General features: G+C 65.7%; 14 protein-coding genes and 2 tRNA genes. 11 read left to right on the forward strand and 5 right to left on the reverse strand.

Annotated elements, in window-relative coordinates:
* Positions 1 to 85: 85 nt before the first annotated feature.
* Genes yidC through rpmH form a run of 4 tightly spaced genes read right to left on the reverse strand, consistent with a single transcriptional unit; the run spans position 86 to position 2060 of the window.
* On the reverse strand, positions 86 to 1054 hold the full coding sequence (gene yidC, locus AB0333_RS05090) for a membrane protein insertase YidC (RefSeq protein WP_115932471.1): 969 nt from the start codon (positions 1052 to 1054) through the stop codon (positions 86 to 88).
* A 6-nt stretch (positions 1055 to 1060) separates the two neighbouring features.
* Positions 1061 to 1426 (reverse strand): membrane protein insertion efficiency factor YidD, encoded by a 366-nt coding sequence (gene yidD / locus AB0333_RS05095; RefSeq protein WP_115932472.1) that lies wholly within the window; start codon positions 1424 to 1426, stop codon positions 1061 to 1063.
* On the reverse strand, positions 1423 to 1884 hold the full coding sequence (gene rnpA, locus AB0333_RS05100) for a ribonuclease P protein component (protein WP_366217647.1): 462 nt from the start codon (positions 1882 to 1884) through the stop codon (positions 1423 to 1425). Before rnpA ends, yidD begins: the two co-directional genes overlap by 4 nt.
* Positions 1885 to 1922: 38 nt before the next feature.
* On the reverse strand, positions 1923 to 2060 hold the full coding sequence (gene rpmH, locus AB0333_RS05105; RefSeq protein WP_115932474.1) for a 50S ribosomal protein L34: 138 nt from the start codon (positions 2058 to 2060) through the stop codon (positions 1923 to 1925).
* Between the two features lie 366 nt (positions 2061 to 2426).
* On the opposite strand from rpmH, the gene dnaA reads away from it, so the two are divergent.
* The 10 genes from dnaA to AB0333_RS05155 all read left to right on the forward strand — a co-directional run bounded on the left by dnaA (position 2427) and on the right by AB0333_RS05155 (position 14143).
* Positions 2427 to 3875, forward strand: coding sequence for a chromosomal replication initiator protein DnaA (gene dnaA / locus AB0333_RS05110; protein WP_115932475.1), 1449 nt, complete (start codon positions 2427 to 2429; stop codon positions 3873 to 3875).
* Positions 3876 to 4674: 799 nt separating this feature from the next.
* On the forward strand, positions 4675 to 5805 hold the full coding sequence (gene dnaN, locus AB0333_RS05115) for a DNA polymerase III subunit beta (RefSeq protein WP_115932476.1): 1131 nt from the start codon (positions 4675 to 4677) through the stop codon (positions 5803 to 5805).
* Positions 5806 to 5842: 37 nt separating this feature from the next.
* Complete coding sequence (recF, locus tag AB0333_RS05120) at positions 5843 to 7042, forward strand: DNA replication/repair protein RecF (protein WP_366217648.1); 1200 nt, start codon at positions 5843 to 5845, stop codon at positions 7040 to 7042.
* 17 nt (positions 7043 to 7059) lie between these two features.
* Positions 7060 to 7620 carry a DciA family protein gene (locus AB0333_RS05125; RefSeq protein WP_115933450.1) on the forward strand — a complete coding sequence of 187 codons (561 nt, stop codon included), beginning with the start codon at positions 7060 to 7062 and terminating at the stop codon, positions 7618 to 7620.
* A 442-nt stretch (positions 7621 to 8062) separates the two neighbouring features.
* Complete coding sequence (gene gyrB / locus AB0333_RS05130; RefSeq protein ID WP_245952480.1) at positions 8063 to 10153, forward strand: DNA topoisomerase (ATP-hydrolyzing) subunit B; 2091 nt, start codon at positions 8063 to 8065, stop codon at positions 10151 to 10153.
* Positions 10154 to 10341: 188 nt separating this feature from the next.
* The gene (gene gyrA / locus AB0333_RS05135; RefSeq protein WP_366217826.1) at positions 10342 to 13011 is read left to right on the forward strand and encodes a DNA gyrase subunit A; all 2670 of its coding nucleotides are present in this window, start codon (positions 10342 to 10344) and stop codon (positions 13009 to 13011) included.
* Entirely contained in the window at positions 13011 to 13604 is a 594-nt protein-coding gene (locus AB0333_RS05140) for a DUF3566 domain-containing protein (RefSeq protein ID WP_115932479.1), read from the forward strand. The genes gyrA and AB0333_RS05140 overlap by 1 nt, the downstream gene beginning before the upstream one ends.
* A 170-nt stretch (positions 13605 to 13774) precedes the next feature.
* Positions 13775 to 13848, forward strand: a tRNA-Ile gene (locus AB0333_RS05145).
* A 45-nt stretch (positions 13849 to 13893) separates the two neighbouring features.
* Complete coding sequence (locus AB0333_RS05150) at positions 13894 to 14061, forward strand: hypothetical protein (RefSeq protein WP_170144597.1); 168 nt, start codon at positions 13894 to 13896, stop codon at positions 14059 to 14061.
* A gap of 9 nt (positions 14062 to 14070) precedes the next feature.
* Positions 14071 to 14143 (forward strand) — tRNA-Ala (locus AB0333_RS05155).
* 82 nt (positions 14144 to 14225) lie between these two features.
* Here the strand turns inward: AB0333_RS05155 and AB0333_RS05160 are convergent.
* Entirely contained in the window at positions 14226 to 15104 is an 879-nt protein-coding gene (locus tag AB0333_RS05160) for a hypothetical protein (protein WP_366217649.1), read from the reverse strand.
* A gap of 199 nt (positions 15105 to 15303) precedes the next feature.
* Between AB0333_RS05160 and AB0333_RS05165 the strand changes: the two genes are divergently transcribed.
* A complete protein-coding gene (locus tag AB0333_RS05165; protein ID WP_115933452.1) occupies positions 15304 to 15849 on the forward strand; it encodes a peptidylprolyl isomerase in 546 nt (181 codons plus the stop codon).
* Positions 15850 to 16143 lie beyond the last annotated feature (294 nt).

A 16143-nucleotide genomic window follows, 5' to 3' on the forward strand; every position in this document is an offset into this window, starting at 1 on the left:
TCGGTGGTCTGCCCCATGGCCGGCTCTGCGGTCTCGACCGACTCCGTGGCCTCTTCGGACGGCGTGCTGGACGCGTCAGTCATGGTCATCTCCTCTTCTTGGTCTTGCGCTTGGGCTGCTGGCGCTGACCGGCCTGCTGGGGCTTGGCGGCCTCGATCTCCGCCTTGGCGGCCGCCTCCTGGGCGGCCTTGCCGACGGGAGGAAGTCCCTTGACGGCGCGGCGTTCATTCAGTTCCTGCTCGGCCAGGGAACCCGGGGTCGGGTTGTTGCGGATGATCCACATCTGTTGTGCCACGGCCCAGAAGTTCGTGGCGGTCCAGTAGATCAGCACGCCGATCGGGAAGTTGATGCCACCAATGCCGAACACCAACGGAAGGATGTACAGCATGAACTTCTGCGACTGGGCGAAAGGCCCGGTCATGGCCGCCTCGGACATGTTCTTGCTCATCAGCATCTTCTGCATGAAGAACTGCGAGCCCGACATGAGGATGATCATGACGACAGAGACCATGATGACCGCGACGTTGAGGTTCTCGCCCACGGACCCCAGGAACGTGGCCTGCATGGGGGCTCCAAGGAAGATCGCGTCACCGAAGGAACGGATCTGGTCCGCGGTCAGCGCGGCCTCGCCCTCACCTCGCTCGGCGGCGGCCCCGGCTCCGGTCAGGATCTGGAACAGGGCGAAGAAGAACGGCATCTGCACGAGCATCGGCAGACAGGCAGCGAAGGGGCTGGTGCCGTGTTCCTTGAACAGGGCCTGCTGTTCCATGGCCATGGCCTGACGGGACAACTGGTCCGTCTTGCCCTTGTACTTGGTCTGGAGCTTCTTGATGTCCGGCTGGAGCGCCTGCATGGCACGCTGCGACTTGATCTGCTTGACGAACAGCGGAATCAGCAGGGTCCGCACCAGCACCACGAGCAGGATGATCGACAGGGTCCAGGTAAACCCGCTGTCCGGGTCCATGCCGACCAGTTCCAGGACCGTGTGGAAGGCACCGAGAATCCAGGACATCACCCACTTGAAGGGCCAGAGAATGATTTGGAAGAAGTCCATGATCTCCTACTGTTCCGCCGGAGGATCCGGGGGGATGACGGGATGGTTTAGGTCAATGATCTTGGGTCGGCGGCCCGGTGGCCAAATCCTCTTGCCGGGAGGGACCGCATCGACACCGCCTTTAGACCAGGGGTGGCAGCTGCCGAGTCGGCGAGCCGAGAGCCACGAGCCCTTCAGAGCCCCGTGGACGTGGACCGCCTCGAGCGCATATGCCGAGCACGAGGGGAAGTAGCGGCAGACCTGGCCGTAGAGCGGCGAGATCACGGCGCGGTAGGCCATCAGCAACCAGGCCAGCAGGGTGGACGGCAGGGCGCGGAGCCAGCTCCATTCGGCAGCGTCGGGCCGGGTGGTGAACGGGGACTGCGTGATCATGCGTTCATCTCCATCTCCGGGCCTTGATCCTGGGATGCGGACCGGCCGTGAGGCACCGGATCGGCGGGACGACGCCGGCCGGTTTCCTTCCGCAGAGCACCCGCCAAGGCAGAGTCCAGGTCCTTCTTGAGCTCGTCCCAGTCGGCCGTTCCAGACGGCGGCAGGGCACGGACCACGACCGTCGCACCCGGGTGCTGCGCCAGTGGCCCGCTGAGCTGATCGGCCACGGCGGCCCGAAGGCGACGCTTGACACGATTGCGGACCACCGCATTGCCGACGGCCTTGGAGACGACGAAACCCACGCGCACCGGTCCGGCCGAGCTATCGGCCTCGCTGGGGAGCGTGGGATCGAAAAGGTGTGCGGACACGACAACGTTCCGGCGCCCTGTTCGGGCGCCGGAACGCAGTGTCTGGGAAAAATCCGCGGGGGTGCGTACCCGTCTCTCGCGGGGCAGCACGCCGTGTCGTCCGCTCTGCTGATCGGCCTCAGGCCGGGTCAGGCGGACAGTTCCGTGCGGCCCTTGGTACGGCGGGTTGCCAGGATGGCGCGGCCGGCGCGGGTACGCATCCGGGCGCGGAAACCGTGCTTCTTGGCCCGGCGGCGGTTATTCGGCTGAAAAGTCCGCTTGCTCACTTGATATCTCCACAACGTGTGTATGCGCCCGGACCCGTTGTACCTGGGGGAAGAACCGGTAGACGCTCTGACTAGGACTTCCCCGCTGAAGACACCGATCCAACAGGCCTGGGCCTTCGGCTGTCCGCTGGTTGACTACGCCCTGAGGTCGATCCGGAGAATTCCAGTCGGTTCAGAGCACGGCTAAACAACCCCGCGGGGACCAATCAAGTTTAGGGATGGTGGGCCACCAGCGTCAAATTACACTCTCCGGTGGCTACGCGAGCACTGGACCTGTACCCTCACCGAAGTTATCCACTGCCTGTGAATAACTCTGTGGATTGCCGTTAGACTCGGTTCGACGCCGACGGAAGGACCCCAGCCCCCATGGTTGCAGATGAGGCTGTCAGCAGCTCGTGGCGCAAGGTGGTCCGCACCCTTGAGGAAGACGACCGCGTCTCACCTCGCCAACTCGGCCACGTGGGCCTCGCACAGCCCCAGGGGCTGATCGGCACGACCCTGTTACTCGCTGTACCGAACGAACTGACCCGTGAGGTCCTGCAGTCCCAGCTCAAGGACTCCCTCGCCGAAGCGCTCGGGAACGTTTTCAGGACCGAGATCCTGTGCGCCTATTCGATTGACTCGACCCTGATTGCCCAGACGGGCGAGGACTACCAGCTGCCGACCGCCGCGGTGCCGCCCGTCCGCGAGGTCCCGCACACCCGCTCGGCTCCGTCCCCCCATGCCCCGGTCCGTTCAGCAGCGCCGGCTCCCGCGCCGCCGTCGACCTCGGATGAGACCAGCCGCCTGAACCCGCGGTACCACTTCGAGACCTTCGTCATCGGTTCCTCGAACCGCTTCGCCCATGCTGCCGCGAACGCCGTCGCCGAGGCGCCCGCGAAGGCCTACAACCCGCTGTTCATCTATGGTGAATCCGGGCTGGGGAAGACGCACCTGCTGCACGCGATCGGTCACTACGCCCGTCACCTGTACCCGGGGCTGCGCGTCCGCTACGTGAACTCCGAGGAGTTCACCAACGACTTCATCAACTCGATCCGCCACGACGAGGGCGCGAGCTTCAAACAGGTATACCGCAATGTGGACATCCTGCTCATCGACGACATCCAGTTCCTGGCGGACAAGGAAGCCACCATCGAGGAGTTCTTCCACACCTTCAACACCCTCTACAACAACAACAAGCAGGTCGTGATCACCTCCGACCTGCCCCCCAAGCAGCTGTCCGGCTTCGAGGAACGGCTGCGTTCTCGCTTCGAGTGGGGTTTGATCACGGACATCCAGCCGCCGGACCTGGAGACGCGCATCGCCATCCTCCGCAAGAAGGCAGAGGCCGAGGGGCTGACGGCCCCGCCCGAGGTCCTCGAGTACATCGGCTCCAACATCTCCACCAATATCCGCGAGTTGGAGGGCGCCCTCATTCGCGTCACCGCCTTCGCGTCGCTGAACAAGCAGCCGGTCGGGATCCAACTGGCGGAGCAGGTACTGCGTGATCTCATCACCCATGAGGACGCCCACGAGATCACCGCGCCGACGATCCTCAACGAGACGGCCGCGTACTTCAACCTGACCATGGAGGAGCTGACCTCCAAGTCCCGGACCAGAACCCTCGTCACGGCCCGGCAGATCGCCATGTACCTCTTGCGTGAGCTGACGGAGATGTCCCTGCCGAAGATCGGTCAGGAGCTCGGTGGGCGTGACCACACCACGGTGATCCACGCCGACCGCAAGATCCGCGAGCTGATGGCTGAACGCCGGACGATCTACAACCAGGTCACCGAGCTGACGAACCGGATCAAGCAGCAGCAGCGCGCCCGCTGACCTCACCGGTCGTGGTTCGTCTGACCTCGTTTCAGGCCTGACGTCGCTCTCAACCCCGCCCTGGTTCAGAGTCGCGCGCGTTTCTGCACCGCGCCTCCATCTCCACTCCATCCAGAGCCCTGCTCCCGACTCCGACTCGGGCAGTCCTTCATCCAGAGGCAACCTTGATCCTTAACGACAAGGTCGTTCCACAGGCAGAACCCCGGAGTGAGCGCTCCCGCACCCACCTTATCCACAGTTGTCCACAGATATCCACAGGTTGTGAGAGGCCTTCGCCGAGCACAACCCACAGCTGTGGACAAACCTGTGGATGCTTAAGTGGAGTGTTCGGGCGAGTCTCTGGATAACTACACGCTTCCCTGTGAATTCGCAGATCCACGCTCGACAGTTGTGCACCGACGGTGCACAGGGCAAGCGAGAGAAGTCCACCGCAGGGTCCACAGGAGGAAGACCGGAACCACACCGACGGATCGGGTTATCCACAGTATCCACAGGACTTATTAACACTACTAAACCCTGTTAAGAATGAATCCCAAGAACATTCACCCCTGCCTGCCGAACGCCGTTCGCCCGGTCTGACGAACCCATCGAAACGTGGGACGAGTCGATGACGGTCCTCATCGCTGACCCACATGGCTCAACCACATCCGCGGCACAAATGCCAACATTCGCGCCCCCGGCGAGTCACGGTAAGCTGACACAGCACACGGCTCAGACGTGTGATTCAAAAGATGCCCGGCGGGGGTATCTGGAGGAAGACCAACATCACCTGCCGTCTACGAGAAAGGCGGAAACTTCTGTGAAGTTCACCGTTGAGCGAGACATCCTGACGGACGCCGTCTCCTGGACCGCACGTTCCCTGTCCCCTCGCCCGCCGGTACCGGTGCTGTCCGGGCTGCTGATCACCGCCGAGGACAACCTGGTCTCCATCGCCAGCTTCGACTACGAGACCTCGGCGCAGCTTGAGATCGAGGCAGACATCGAGACCCCCGGCAAGATCCTGGTTTCCGGCCGGCTGCTCAACGACATCGTCCGCTCGCTTCCGGCAGCGCCCGTCACCGTGGAAACCGATGGCACCAAGGTGGTCCTGACCTGCCGGAACTCGCGCTTCTCCCTGGCCACCATGCCCGTCGAGGAATATCCGGCCCTTCCGGAGATGCCTGAGTCCGCTGGCACTGTGGACGGCGACGCCTTCGCCCACGCGGTCGCGCAGGTGACCGTGGCAGCCTCCAAGGACGACACCCTGCCGATCCTCACCGCGGTGAAGCTTGAGATCGAGGGCGACCGCATCACCTTCCTCGCCACGGACCGGTACCGGCTGGCCATGAAGGAACTCAACTGGTCCCCTGCCGATCCCTCGATCTCCACGTCCCTGCTGGTCAAGTCCAAGACCCTCACGGAAGTCGCCAAATCATTGGCCGGCGGCGGAGATCTGCAGCTGCGGTTGCCCAAGGAGTCATCCACCTCGGACCTGGTGGGCTTCGCCTCCGGTGGCCGACGCACCACGAGTCTGCTGGTGGACGGCGAGTACCCGAAGATCCGGGCACTCTTCCCAGAGTCCAGCCCCATCCACGCCGTGGTCCCGACCGGTCCGCTGGTCGAGGCCGTCCGACGCGTGGCCCTCGTCGCCGAACGCAACACCGCTGTGCGCATGATGTTCAATGACGGCCACGTCACCCTGGACGCCGGTGCCGGCGATGACGCCTCGGCAAACGAATCCCTGGACTCGGTCCTCGACGGCGACGAGATCACCGTGGCATTCAATCCGTCCTACCTGGGCGAAGGACTCAACGTCATCAACGCCCCGTACGTACGCTTCTCCTTCACCACGGCACCGAAGCCGGCCCTGATGACCGCCCAGCAGGAACAGGACTCACCCGAACAGGACGACTACCGGTACCTGGTCATGCCGGTGCGCCTGGCCAACTGACCGACTGCCAGCCCAGTCAGGTCGCCGACGCCGAAACGTGTTTCTCTCCCACCTCTCCCTCACGCAGTACCGCTCCTACCAGCAGGCCGATGTCTCCCTGGTGCCAGGGCCCAATGTGCTGGTCGGATCCAACGGGGTCGGAAAGACGAATATCGTCGAGGCAGTGGGTTACCTGGCCACGCAGGTCTCCCACCGGGTGTCCACCGACTCCCCGTTGGTGCACTTGGGGGCCCCACAAGCGATCATCCGCGGTCGCATCCACCGAGGCGACCGGGCCATGTCCCTCGAACTGGAGATCAATCCCGGCAAATCGAACCGGGCCGCCGTCAACCGGGGCGCCCCACAACGGGCCCGCGAGGGCCTTGGGCTGCTGCGGTCGGTGCTGTTCGCTCCGGAGGATCTGGCCCTGATCAACGGCGACCCGTCCATTCGGCGTCGATTCCTGGACGATCTCGTGGTGCAGCTGCGCCCGGCCCTCGGAGATGCCCGCAGCGATTACGACCGGGTGCTCAAACAACGCAACGCGCTGTTGAAAAACGCCAAACACTCCGGGCGATGGACTGAGGAGCACGGTCACACCCTCGGGGTGTGGGACGAACACCTCGCCCGTGCCGGCGCTCGGGTCCTCAACGGCCGGCTCCATGTGCTGAAGATGCTCGCCCATCCCCTCACCGAGTCCTACACCGCCCTGGCCGAGAGCGTGAAGACCGCAGGGTTCAGTTATGAGTCCACTGTCCCGATGGCCGGTGGCCAACACCAGGAGATCCCGGACGAACAGGCCCTCCACGAGGCACTGCTCGCAGAGCTCGAGTCCCGTCATCGGCAGGAACGGGACCGCGGCGTCACCCTGGCCGGCCCGCACCGGGACGACTTGGCCCTGACCCTCGGCCCGGCACCGGTGAAGGGGTTCGCCTCCCACGGCGAGACCTGGTCCATGGCACTGGCCCTCAAGTTGGCCAGCTACCGCATCCTGGTGGCTGACGATCCGGATCCTCATGCCCGTCCCGTGCTCATCCTCGACGACGTCTTCGCCGAACTCGATGCCGGCCGCCGCAGCCGGCTTGCTGAGTTGGCCTCTGACGCAGAGCAACTGCTGGTCACGGCCGCAGTCGCCGCAGACATCCCGGACGAGCTGGCCGGGCCGAGGATCAGTGTCACTCTGGAGGACGACGGGAGCGTGGTCCACCAGACCGAGTCCACCGGACCGGCCGCAGCCGAACCGGAGGACTCTCCGTGAGCAGCCCAGACGATCCGGTGCCCCCACCGGAGCGGGAAACCTCCCCGGACGGGATCGAAGATGATCCCGATGCGGCGATCGTGGCCCTCAACCGGGTGCGCCAGGCCGCGGAATCCCGGGGTGAGGTACGCCGCCGGCGCCCGGCAGCCAAAGGCCGCGGGGCCACCGCGGCATCGGGGGCCGGGAGCGGGACGGTGCCGGGCCGGCGTCGGGGTCCGGATGCCCGGGACCCGAGGATGGTGGGCGATGTCTTCGGCCGGTTGGTCACCGAACGCGGTTGGTCCTCGCCTGTGGCCGTGGGATCCGTCCTGTCCCGATGGGACGAACTGGTCGGCGCGGACATCGGGCTGCACTGCCGGCCCGAGAGCTTCGAGAACGCCGTGGTGACCGTCCGCTGCGATTCCACCGCGTGGGCCACCCAGCTCAAGCTGCTGACACCGGCCCTGCTCCAGCGGTTCGAACAGGCACTCGGCCCCGGAATCGTGACGAGCCTGCGGGTGGCGGGCCCAGCCGCTCCCTCGTGGCGCAAGGGTCCCCGGGTGGTCAAGGGCCGTGGTCCCCGGGACACCTACGGCTGATCGGATCGGTGCCGGCGCCGGTTCCAGAAGCGCCGGCATGCTCCGGAGAACCCGCCAACGGCGATTTGGCGAACTGGAACCCCGTTGGGCGGATCGGGACCGGGAGGGGGTACCCCGGGTGGTCGGAACCGCCGATTCTGTTCCGTAGAGGCCATGTTTTATCCCCGGAACACCCCACTGAAGACGCACGAATCGGCGTGTCGGGGGTAGAATGAGACGGAATCGTGCCGAAAGGGACACTTTCCGTGCGCCCCGGCGCCAGGAGCCCCTTGGTACATCCGATGTGAAGCCCAGTACCCCAACAGAGGAGCCGTAGACGCCCGTGGCCGAAGAGAACAACGGCACAGATCAGAGCGGCGCCCCGCAGGATCCCACCGTCGAGACCACCGCCCCGGCGGAGTCCGACGCGGCGGCCTCGGAGGCATCCATCCCATCGACGCAGATCACCGAGGCGACCCGCAAGGTGGAGCACGAGTACGGTGCCGGGGACATCACGGTCCTCGAGGGGTTGGAGGCCGTCCGCAAACGCCCCGGCATGTACATCGGATCCACGGGCCCGCGCGGTCTGCACCACCTGGTGTCCGAGGTTGTGGACAACTCCGTGGATGAGGCGCTGGCCGGATACTGCGACACCATCCACGTGACCCTGCAGGCGGACGGCGGCGTCCGCGTGGAGGACAACGGCCGAGGCATCCCCGTGGACATGCACCCCACCGAGGGCCGGCCCACCGTGGAAGTGGTCATGACGATCCTGCACGCCGGCGGCAAGTTCGGCGGCGGCGGCTACGCGGTCTCCGGTGGTCTGCACGGCGTGGGCATCTCCGTGGTGAACGCGCTGTCCACCCGCGTGAACACCGAGATCCGCCGCCAGGGAAGCCTCTGGAAGATGAGCTTCGCCGATGGCGGTGTGCCGCAGGGTGAACTCATCAAGGCCGGGGAAACGGACGAGACGGGCACCACCCAGACGTTCTACCCGGACCCCGAGATCTTCGACACGGTCGATTTCGACTTCGAGACCCTGCGCGCCCGTTTCCAGCAGATGGCGTTCCTCAACAAGGGTCTGCGCATCACCCTCACAGATGAGCGGCTGATCGAGACGAACGAGATCCAGCAGGACGAGATCGCCGGAGACACCGACGGCGACGGCGTTCCTGGTGCCGACGCGGACCGCCAGGCTGAGAGCGAAGCCCAGCCGGACGTCATCGGCGAGGACCTGGCCAGCGCGAAGAAGCGGATGGTCGACTACAAGTACGACAACGGGCTGCTGGACTACGTCCAGCACCTGAACTCGAACAAGAAGGTCGAGATGGTCCACGAGGACGTCATCGCCTTCGAGACGGAGGACACCGACCGCAAGATGGCCGCCGAGGTGGCCATGCAGTGGACCACGGCCTACTCCGAGTCAGTGCACACCTACGCCAACACCATCAACACGCACGAGGGCGGTAGCCACGAAGAGGGCTTCCGTGCGGCTTTGACCTCCCTGGTCAACCGCTATGCGCGGGAGAAGGAGATCCTGAGGGCCAAGGACGAGAATCTCTCGGGTGACGACGTCCGCGAAGGGCTGACCGCCGTGCTGTCCATCAAGCTCTCTGAACCGCAGTTCGAGGGACAGACCAAGACCAAGCTCGGCAACTCCGAGGCCAAGGGGTTCATCCAGAAGATCGTCACGGATCAGCTGGGCGATTGGTTCGAGCGGAACCCGGGCCCGGCCCGGGACATCATCCGGAAGTCCCAGCTGGCCTCGCAGGCCCGGATGGCCGCCCGCAAGGCCAGGGACAATGCCCGCCGCAAGTCCCCGCTGGAGTCCTTCGGGATGCCCGGCAAACTGGCGGACTGCTCCTCGAAGAACCCCGTGGAGTGCGAGGTCTACATCGTGGAGGGCGACTCCGCCGGTGGCTCGGCCAAGCAGGGCCGGGACCCGCGTACCCAGGCGATCCTCCCGCTGCGCGGCAAGATCCTGAACGTGGAGCGGGCCCGCCTGGACCGGGCACTGTCCAACGCCGAGGTCCAGTCGATGATCACTGCCTTCGGCACCGGCATCGGCGAGGAATTCGACATCACGAAGCTGCGGTACCACAAGATCGTGCTGATGGCGGATGCCGATGTGGACGGTCAGCACATCACCACGCTGCTGTTGACGGTGCTGTTCCGCTACATGCGTCCGCTGATCGAGCACGGGTTCGTGTTCCTGGCTCAGCCGCCGCTGTACCGGGTCAAATGGTCCAATGCGCCGCACGACTACGTCTTCTCCGATGAGGAGCGGGACAAGGCCGTGGCGGCCGGCCTCGCCCGGGGCTGGCGTTACCCGAAGGACAACGGCGTCCAGCGCTACAAGGGCCTGGGTGAGATGGACTTCAAGGAGCTGTGGGACACCACCATGGACCCGGAGCACCGTACCCTGCTGCAGGTCACCATGGACGACGCGGCAGCGGCGGACGAGATCTTCTCCATGCTGATGGGCGAGGACGTCGAATCACGCCGTTCCTTCATCCAGCAGAACGCCAAGGACGTCCGCTTCTTGGACATCTGAGCCTTCTGATCCCCTCCGCTACCCATCCCGGCCGGAGACGGCCGCGGCCCGGCGGCACCGAGTGATCGGCGCCCGGGCCGCGGCGCCGGCCCACACTTTGAGACCCGAGGACACCGCGCGTGACTGACGAGCAGAACCCTGAGAACGAGAACGTGAACCCGGACAACGCCGTGAACCCCGACGCCGGCCTGCCGGCTGGTGAGGGTGAGGCACCGGTGATCGCCCCGGCCCTGACCGAGCATGACAAGGTCGAGCAGGTTGACCTGCAGACCGAGATGAAGCGGTCCTACCTGGACTACGCCATGGCAGTCATCGTGGGCCGCGCGCTGCCGGACGTGCGGGACGGGCTGAAGCCCGTGCACCGCCGGGTGCTGTACGGCATGTTCGACGGCGGCTACCGTCCGGACCGCTCGTTCAACAAGTCCGCCCGTGTGGTCGGCGAGGTGATGGGCAACTATCACCCGCACGGCGACTCGGCGATCTACGACGCCCTGGTCCGCCTCATCCAGGACTGGGTCATGCGCTACCCGCTGGCCCTCGGCCAGGGCAACTTCGGTTCTCCCGGCAACGACGGTGCCGCCGCCCAGCGTTACACCGAGACCAAGATGGCGCCGCTGGCCATGGAGATGGTCCGGGACATCCAGGAAGACACCGTCGACTTCCAGGACAACTACGACGGCAAGCAACAGGAGCCGACCGTCATGCCGGCCCGGTTCCCGAACCTGCTGGTCAACGGCTCCTCCGGCATCGCCGTGGGCATGGCCACGAACATCCCACCGCACAACCTCCGCGAGGTCGTGGACGGTGTGCAGTGGTACCTGGAGAACCCGGAGGCCTCCCGCGAGGAGCTCCTGGCCGCCCTGATGCAGCGCATCAAGGGTCCGGACTTCCCCTCCGGCGCGCAGATCCTCGGCCGCAAGGGCATCGAGGACGCGTACCGCACCGGCCGCGGCTCCATCTCCATGCGGGCCGTGGTCAACGTCGAGGAGATCCAGGGCCGGACCTGCCTGGTGGTCACCGAGCTGCCGTACATGGCCAACCCGGACAATCTGGCCGCCAAGATCGCCGAGATGGTCCGCGACGGCAAGCTCTCGGGGATCGCGGACATGCGCGACGAGACCTCCGGCCGTACCGGTCAGCGCCTGGTGATCGTCCTCAAGCGGGATGCCGTGGCCAAGGTGGTGCTCAACAACCTCTACAAGCACACCCAGCTGCAGGAGAACTTCTCCGCCAACATGCTGGCCCTCGTGGACGGTGTCCCGCGGACCCTGTCCCTGGACGGATTCGTGCACCACTGGGTGATGCACCAGATCGAGGTGATCGTCCGGCGCACGGAGTTCCGCAAGCGCAAGGCTGAGGAACGCGCCCACATCCTGCTGGGGCTGCTCAAGGCCCTGGACATGCTGGATGAGGTCATCTCCACCATCCGCGCCTCCGCCAGTGCCGACGCCGCCCGGGAGTCCCTCAAGACGTTGTTGGACATCGACGACGACCAGGCCAAGGCCATCCTCAACATGCAGCTGCGGCAACTGGCCGCACTCGAGCGCCAAGGCATCCAGGACGAGTACGACGAGTTGCAGGAGAAGATCGCCCAGTACAACGCGATCCTGGCCTCCCCGGAGCGCCAGCGCGAGGTGGTCTCCACCGAGTTGGCCGAGATCGTGGCGAAGTACGGTGACGACCGCCGCACGGAGATCATGTACGGCTATGACGGCGACATGTCGATCGAGGACCTCATCCCCGAAGAGGAGATGGTGGTCACCATCACCCGCGGCGGCTACATCAAGCGCACGCGGATCGACAACTACCGGGCCCAGAACCGCGGCGGCAAGGGCGTGCGTGGCGCCTCCCTGCGCAACGACGATGTGGTGGAGCACTTCTTCACCACGTCCACGCACCACTGGATCCTGTTCTTCACCAACCTGGGCAGGGTCTACCGCATCAAGACCTATGAGCTGCAAGAAGCGGGACGGGATGCCAAGGGCCAGCACATGGCCAACCTGATGGCCTTCCAACCCGAAGAGCGGATCGCCCAGGCGCTGCCGCTCGCCGACTACGGACGGGCACCGTACTTGGTGCTCGCCACCCGGCAGGGCCTGGTCAAGAAGACCTTGTTGGCGGACTACGACACCAACCGCTCTGCGGGCGTCATCGCCATCAAGCTGCGCGATGACGACGAGGTCGTCTCGGCCAAGCTGGTCTCGGAGGAGGATGATCTGATCCTGATCTCCAAGAACGGCCAGTCATTGCGCTTCAACGCCACCAATGAGGCGCTGCGTCCCATGGGCCGCGCCACCTCCGGCGTCACCGGCATGAAGTTCCGTCAGGGAGACGAGCTCCTCACCGCGGACGTGGTCCGTGAGGACGCCTTCGTGTTCATTGTCACGGACGGCGGCTACGCCAAGCGTTCCACGGTGGACGAGTACCGCGTACAGAATCGCGGTGGGCTGGGCATCAAGGTCGGCAACATCGTCGAGGATCGTGGTGAGCTGACCGGCGGCCTGGTAGTGGAGGAACAGGACGAGGTGCTGGTGGTGATGAACTCCGGCAAGGTGGTCCGTTCCGCCGTCACCGGTGTCCCGGCCAAGGGCCGCAACACCATGGGTGTCATCTTCGCCAAGCCGGACAAGAACGACCGGATCATCGCCGTCACGCTCAACAACGAGAAGCAGCTCAACGGTGTGGCGGACGAGAATCCCGAGGGCGAGGTCGCGGGGGATGCTACCGAGGGTGAAGTACCCTTGGACTCTGAGACGGCCGCCCCCGCCAGTGCGGAGGGGACCGACACGACCGTGACAGCCACCGAATCCGCAGCGGTCGATCCTGACCCGGACGCGGAGATTGACGGAGGACAGTAGTGAGCACATCCGGAACGCCCCGGCCCGCAGGCCAACGCCCGGCCGGCGGTTCGTCGGACAGGGGAGCCACACCGCGCGGGACGCAGCAGCGACCCTCGGCGCAGGGTTCCCGTCAGCCCGGCCAGCGTCCGCAGAATTCCCGTCCCCCAGGGTCCGCGGGATCCGGACAGAAGCGCCCCGCGCAGCGGCCTGCCGCCCAGGGGTTAGTGCGTCCGGCGCCCAAGGCCAAGGTCCGCAAAGCCCGGCTGCTCGTCTCCAAGGCCGATCCATGGTCGGTGCTGAAGATGGCCTTCTTGCTGTCGGTGGCTTTGGGCATCGTCACCGTGGTCGGAGCCGTGGTGCTGTGGACCGTCATGGACCTGACCGGCATCTTCGACCAGGTCAACGACCTGCTGGCCCAGGTCCTGGGCTCTGAAGGAGGATCGTTCACGGTGCAGCAGCTGATCTCGCTGGGCCAGGTCGCTTCCTTCGCGACGATCATCGCGGTGATCAATGTGGTGCTGCTGACGGCCCTGAGCATGCTCGCGGCCGTGCTGTACAACATCTCCGCGACCCTCGTCGGCGGCATCGGAGTCACCCTGACCGATGACTGAGCATCACAGTGCTCGTGGTGCGGCAGAGATGAGGGGCAAGCACCCCTGATCTCTGCCCGCACAGCGAGAGGCTCGACGGGATCGGTCATCGATTTTGACGGTCAGCCCCGCTGGGGTAATGTTGATTCTCGTTCCGGAGGCACGATTTGGTTCGGTCTTTCGAAACGTGAGGGCGTATAGCTCAGGCGGTTAGAGCGCTTCGCTGATAACGAAGAGGTCCCAAGTTCAAGTCTTGGTACGCCCACCCACGCAGTCCCTCATCCGGCCACAGGCCGGGGAAGGCGGCACCATGAAGCCGGTAGTTCGACTGGCTGCCCTGGCAGCCGGCGTGGCCACCGTGCTCGGGATTCGCTTCTGGCGTGAGAACGAACGCGGCAAGCAGGTCTGGAGCTCGGCCACAGATTCACTGGACGGCGCCGGAAGTCCGCGCGAGAATCATCCGGACGCACATAACTGAACACCCCTCGGGGGCATGGCGCAATTGGTAGCGCACCTGCTTTGCAAGCAGGGGGTTAGGGGTTCGAGTCCCCTTGCCTCCACCGAGAGAAGGGCCCGGGACACCAGCACCACTGGTGACCCGGGCCCTTCTGTTTCAACCGGCGGCCGGGTGCCGGGCCCGCATCATTCTGCGGACTTCGGGGCGGGAATCCCCTCGACCTTCTCCTCGGTGGCGTCCACGGTGTCCACAGTGGCGGTGCCTGCGGCGACGCTGGGAGCCGGGGAGGCTGCAGCAGAGCCAGCGGCCGGAGTCGGACCCGGAACGGAGGGAGCCTTGACGGCCAAGTCCGGATCGGCACCCGACGGTGCCGGGACGGACGGGGTGTCCTGCTTCGGCAGCGGTGAGGGGGCCGGGGTCTTCCACGGATCCTCGACCGGCTTGGTCAGCTGCCAGACGGCGACGGCCGCGACGCCGGCGGCCACCACGATGCCGGCCACGATCCAGCCCTTGCCGCCCTTGTTCTGCTTCTTGGCCTGCTTCTTCAGCTGCTTCTCCGCCGTCCTGGCATACTCCTCAGCGGCCTTCTTCAGCTTCTTCACGGCCTTCTTGTCACCGGTGATGTTCACCAGGGCTCTCTCGACAGCTGGCGAGACCTTGACGCCGTGGGCCGCCTTCGAGGCCTGGCCGGCCGCAGTGGCGAGGCGTGCCGACGCGGCGGGGACGTACTCGCCTTCCACCTTGCTGCGGGCACCCTCGAAGGCAGGGGCCAGCCGGTCGAGCTGAGCCTGGACCTGCGGGGAGACCTTGTCAACGGCCCCAGACAGGACCGAGCTCGCCTGAGCCAAGCCGGCCCTGACCTGCGGGCTGAGCTTCTCCACGGCCTCGGACACCTGCTGGGAGGTCTTCTCCCCGGCGGCCTTGCCCTGGACCTTGCCCTCACCGAGGCCCCGTTCGGCCCAGGCCAGCGCGGCCTCAACCTTCGGGGCGGCCCAATGCGCCGCATGGTCCACGCCGGCGTTGATCCGGTCTTCGATGCTCGGGACAGTCGTCTTCTTGCTCATCTGAACCTCCATGACGTGCGGTTGTGCACTGTGGTGTGCCGGCAACCCACCGGTACGCCGGTCCTGGAGATAGCCTACGGGGTCCGGGCCGCCACGGCACGGTGAGCGCGGAGCGCGGGGATTCGGCTGTGGGCGAAGTTGTCACCACCATTGAGCCGCGGCGGGTTCTGACTGGCGGCGTGATGGAACAATGGCGACCATGACTGCCATTGCAACGCACACCGCCACCATCAAGACCACTGCCGGCGATATCCTCGTCGAGCTCTACGGGAACCACGCCCCGAAGACCGTCCAGAACTTCGTCGGGCTGTCCACCGGTGAGCGTGAGTGGACCCACCCGGAGACCGGAGAGACCCACAACGGCACCCCGCTGTACAACGGGACCGTCTTCCACCGCATCATCAAGGACTTCATGATCCAGGGCGGCGACCCGCTCGGCCAGGGCTTCGGTGGCCCCGGCTACCAGTTCGACGACGAGATCAGCCCGGACCTGGACTTCAACGCCCCCTACAAGCTGGCCATGGCCAACGCCGGCATCCAGAACGGACGCGGGACCAACGGCTCGCAGTTCTTCATCACCACCGTGCCGACCACCTGGCTGCAGGGCAAGCACACCATCTTCGGTGAAGTGAAGGACGAGGCCTCCCAGAAGGTCGTTGACGCCTTGAATGCCGTGGCCACCGATGGTCGTGACAAGCCGCTCGAGGGCGTCTCGATCGAGTCCATCGAGATCAAGGAAGCCTGAGTCTCCTTGTCCCACCAGACCGCGGGCGGTCCGGATGGAGGGGCGGGCCGGCGACTGCCGGTCTGCCCCCGCCATCCGGACCGCCCTTCGTTTATCCAATGCCAACGCTGCGGACGTCCGGCGTGCCCGGAATGCCAGCGTCCGGCCGCCGTCGGCATCCACTGTGTTGACTGTGCTGCCGGCCGGGGCCCGGACGGAACAGGCACGGCCGGCTCCGGACAGCCGTCCACCGATCCGTGGGGAGTTCCGTCCTCCGGACCCACCGAGGCGGCGAGGCCTCCCTACGGCCAGGGC

The sequence above is a fragment of the Citricoccus sp. NPDC079358 genome, from assembly GCF_040702545.1.
GTDB lineage: Bacteria > Actinomycetota > Actinomycetes > Actinomycetales > Micrococcaceae > Citricoccus.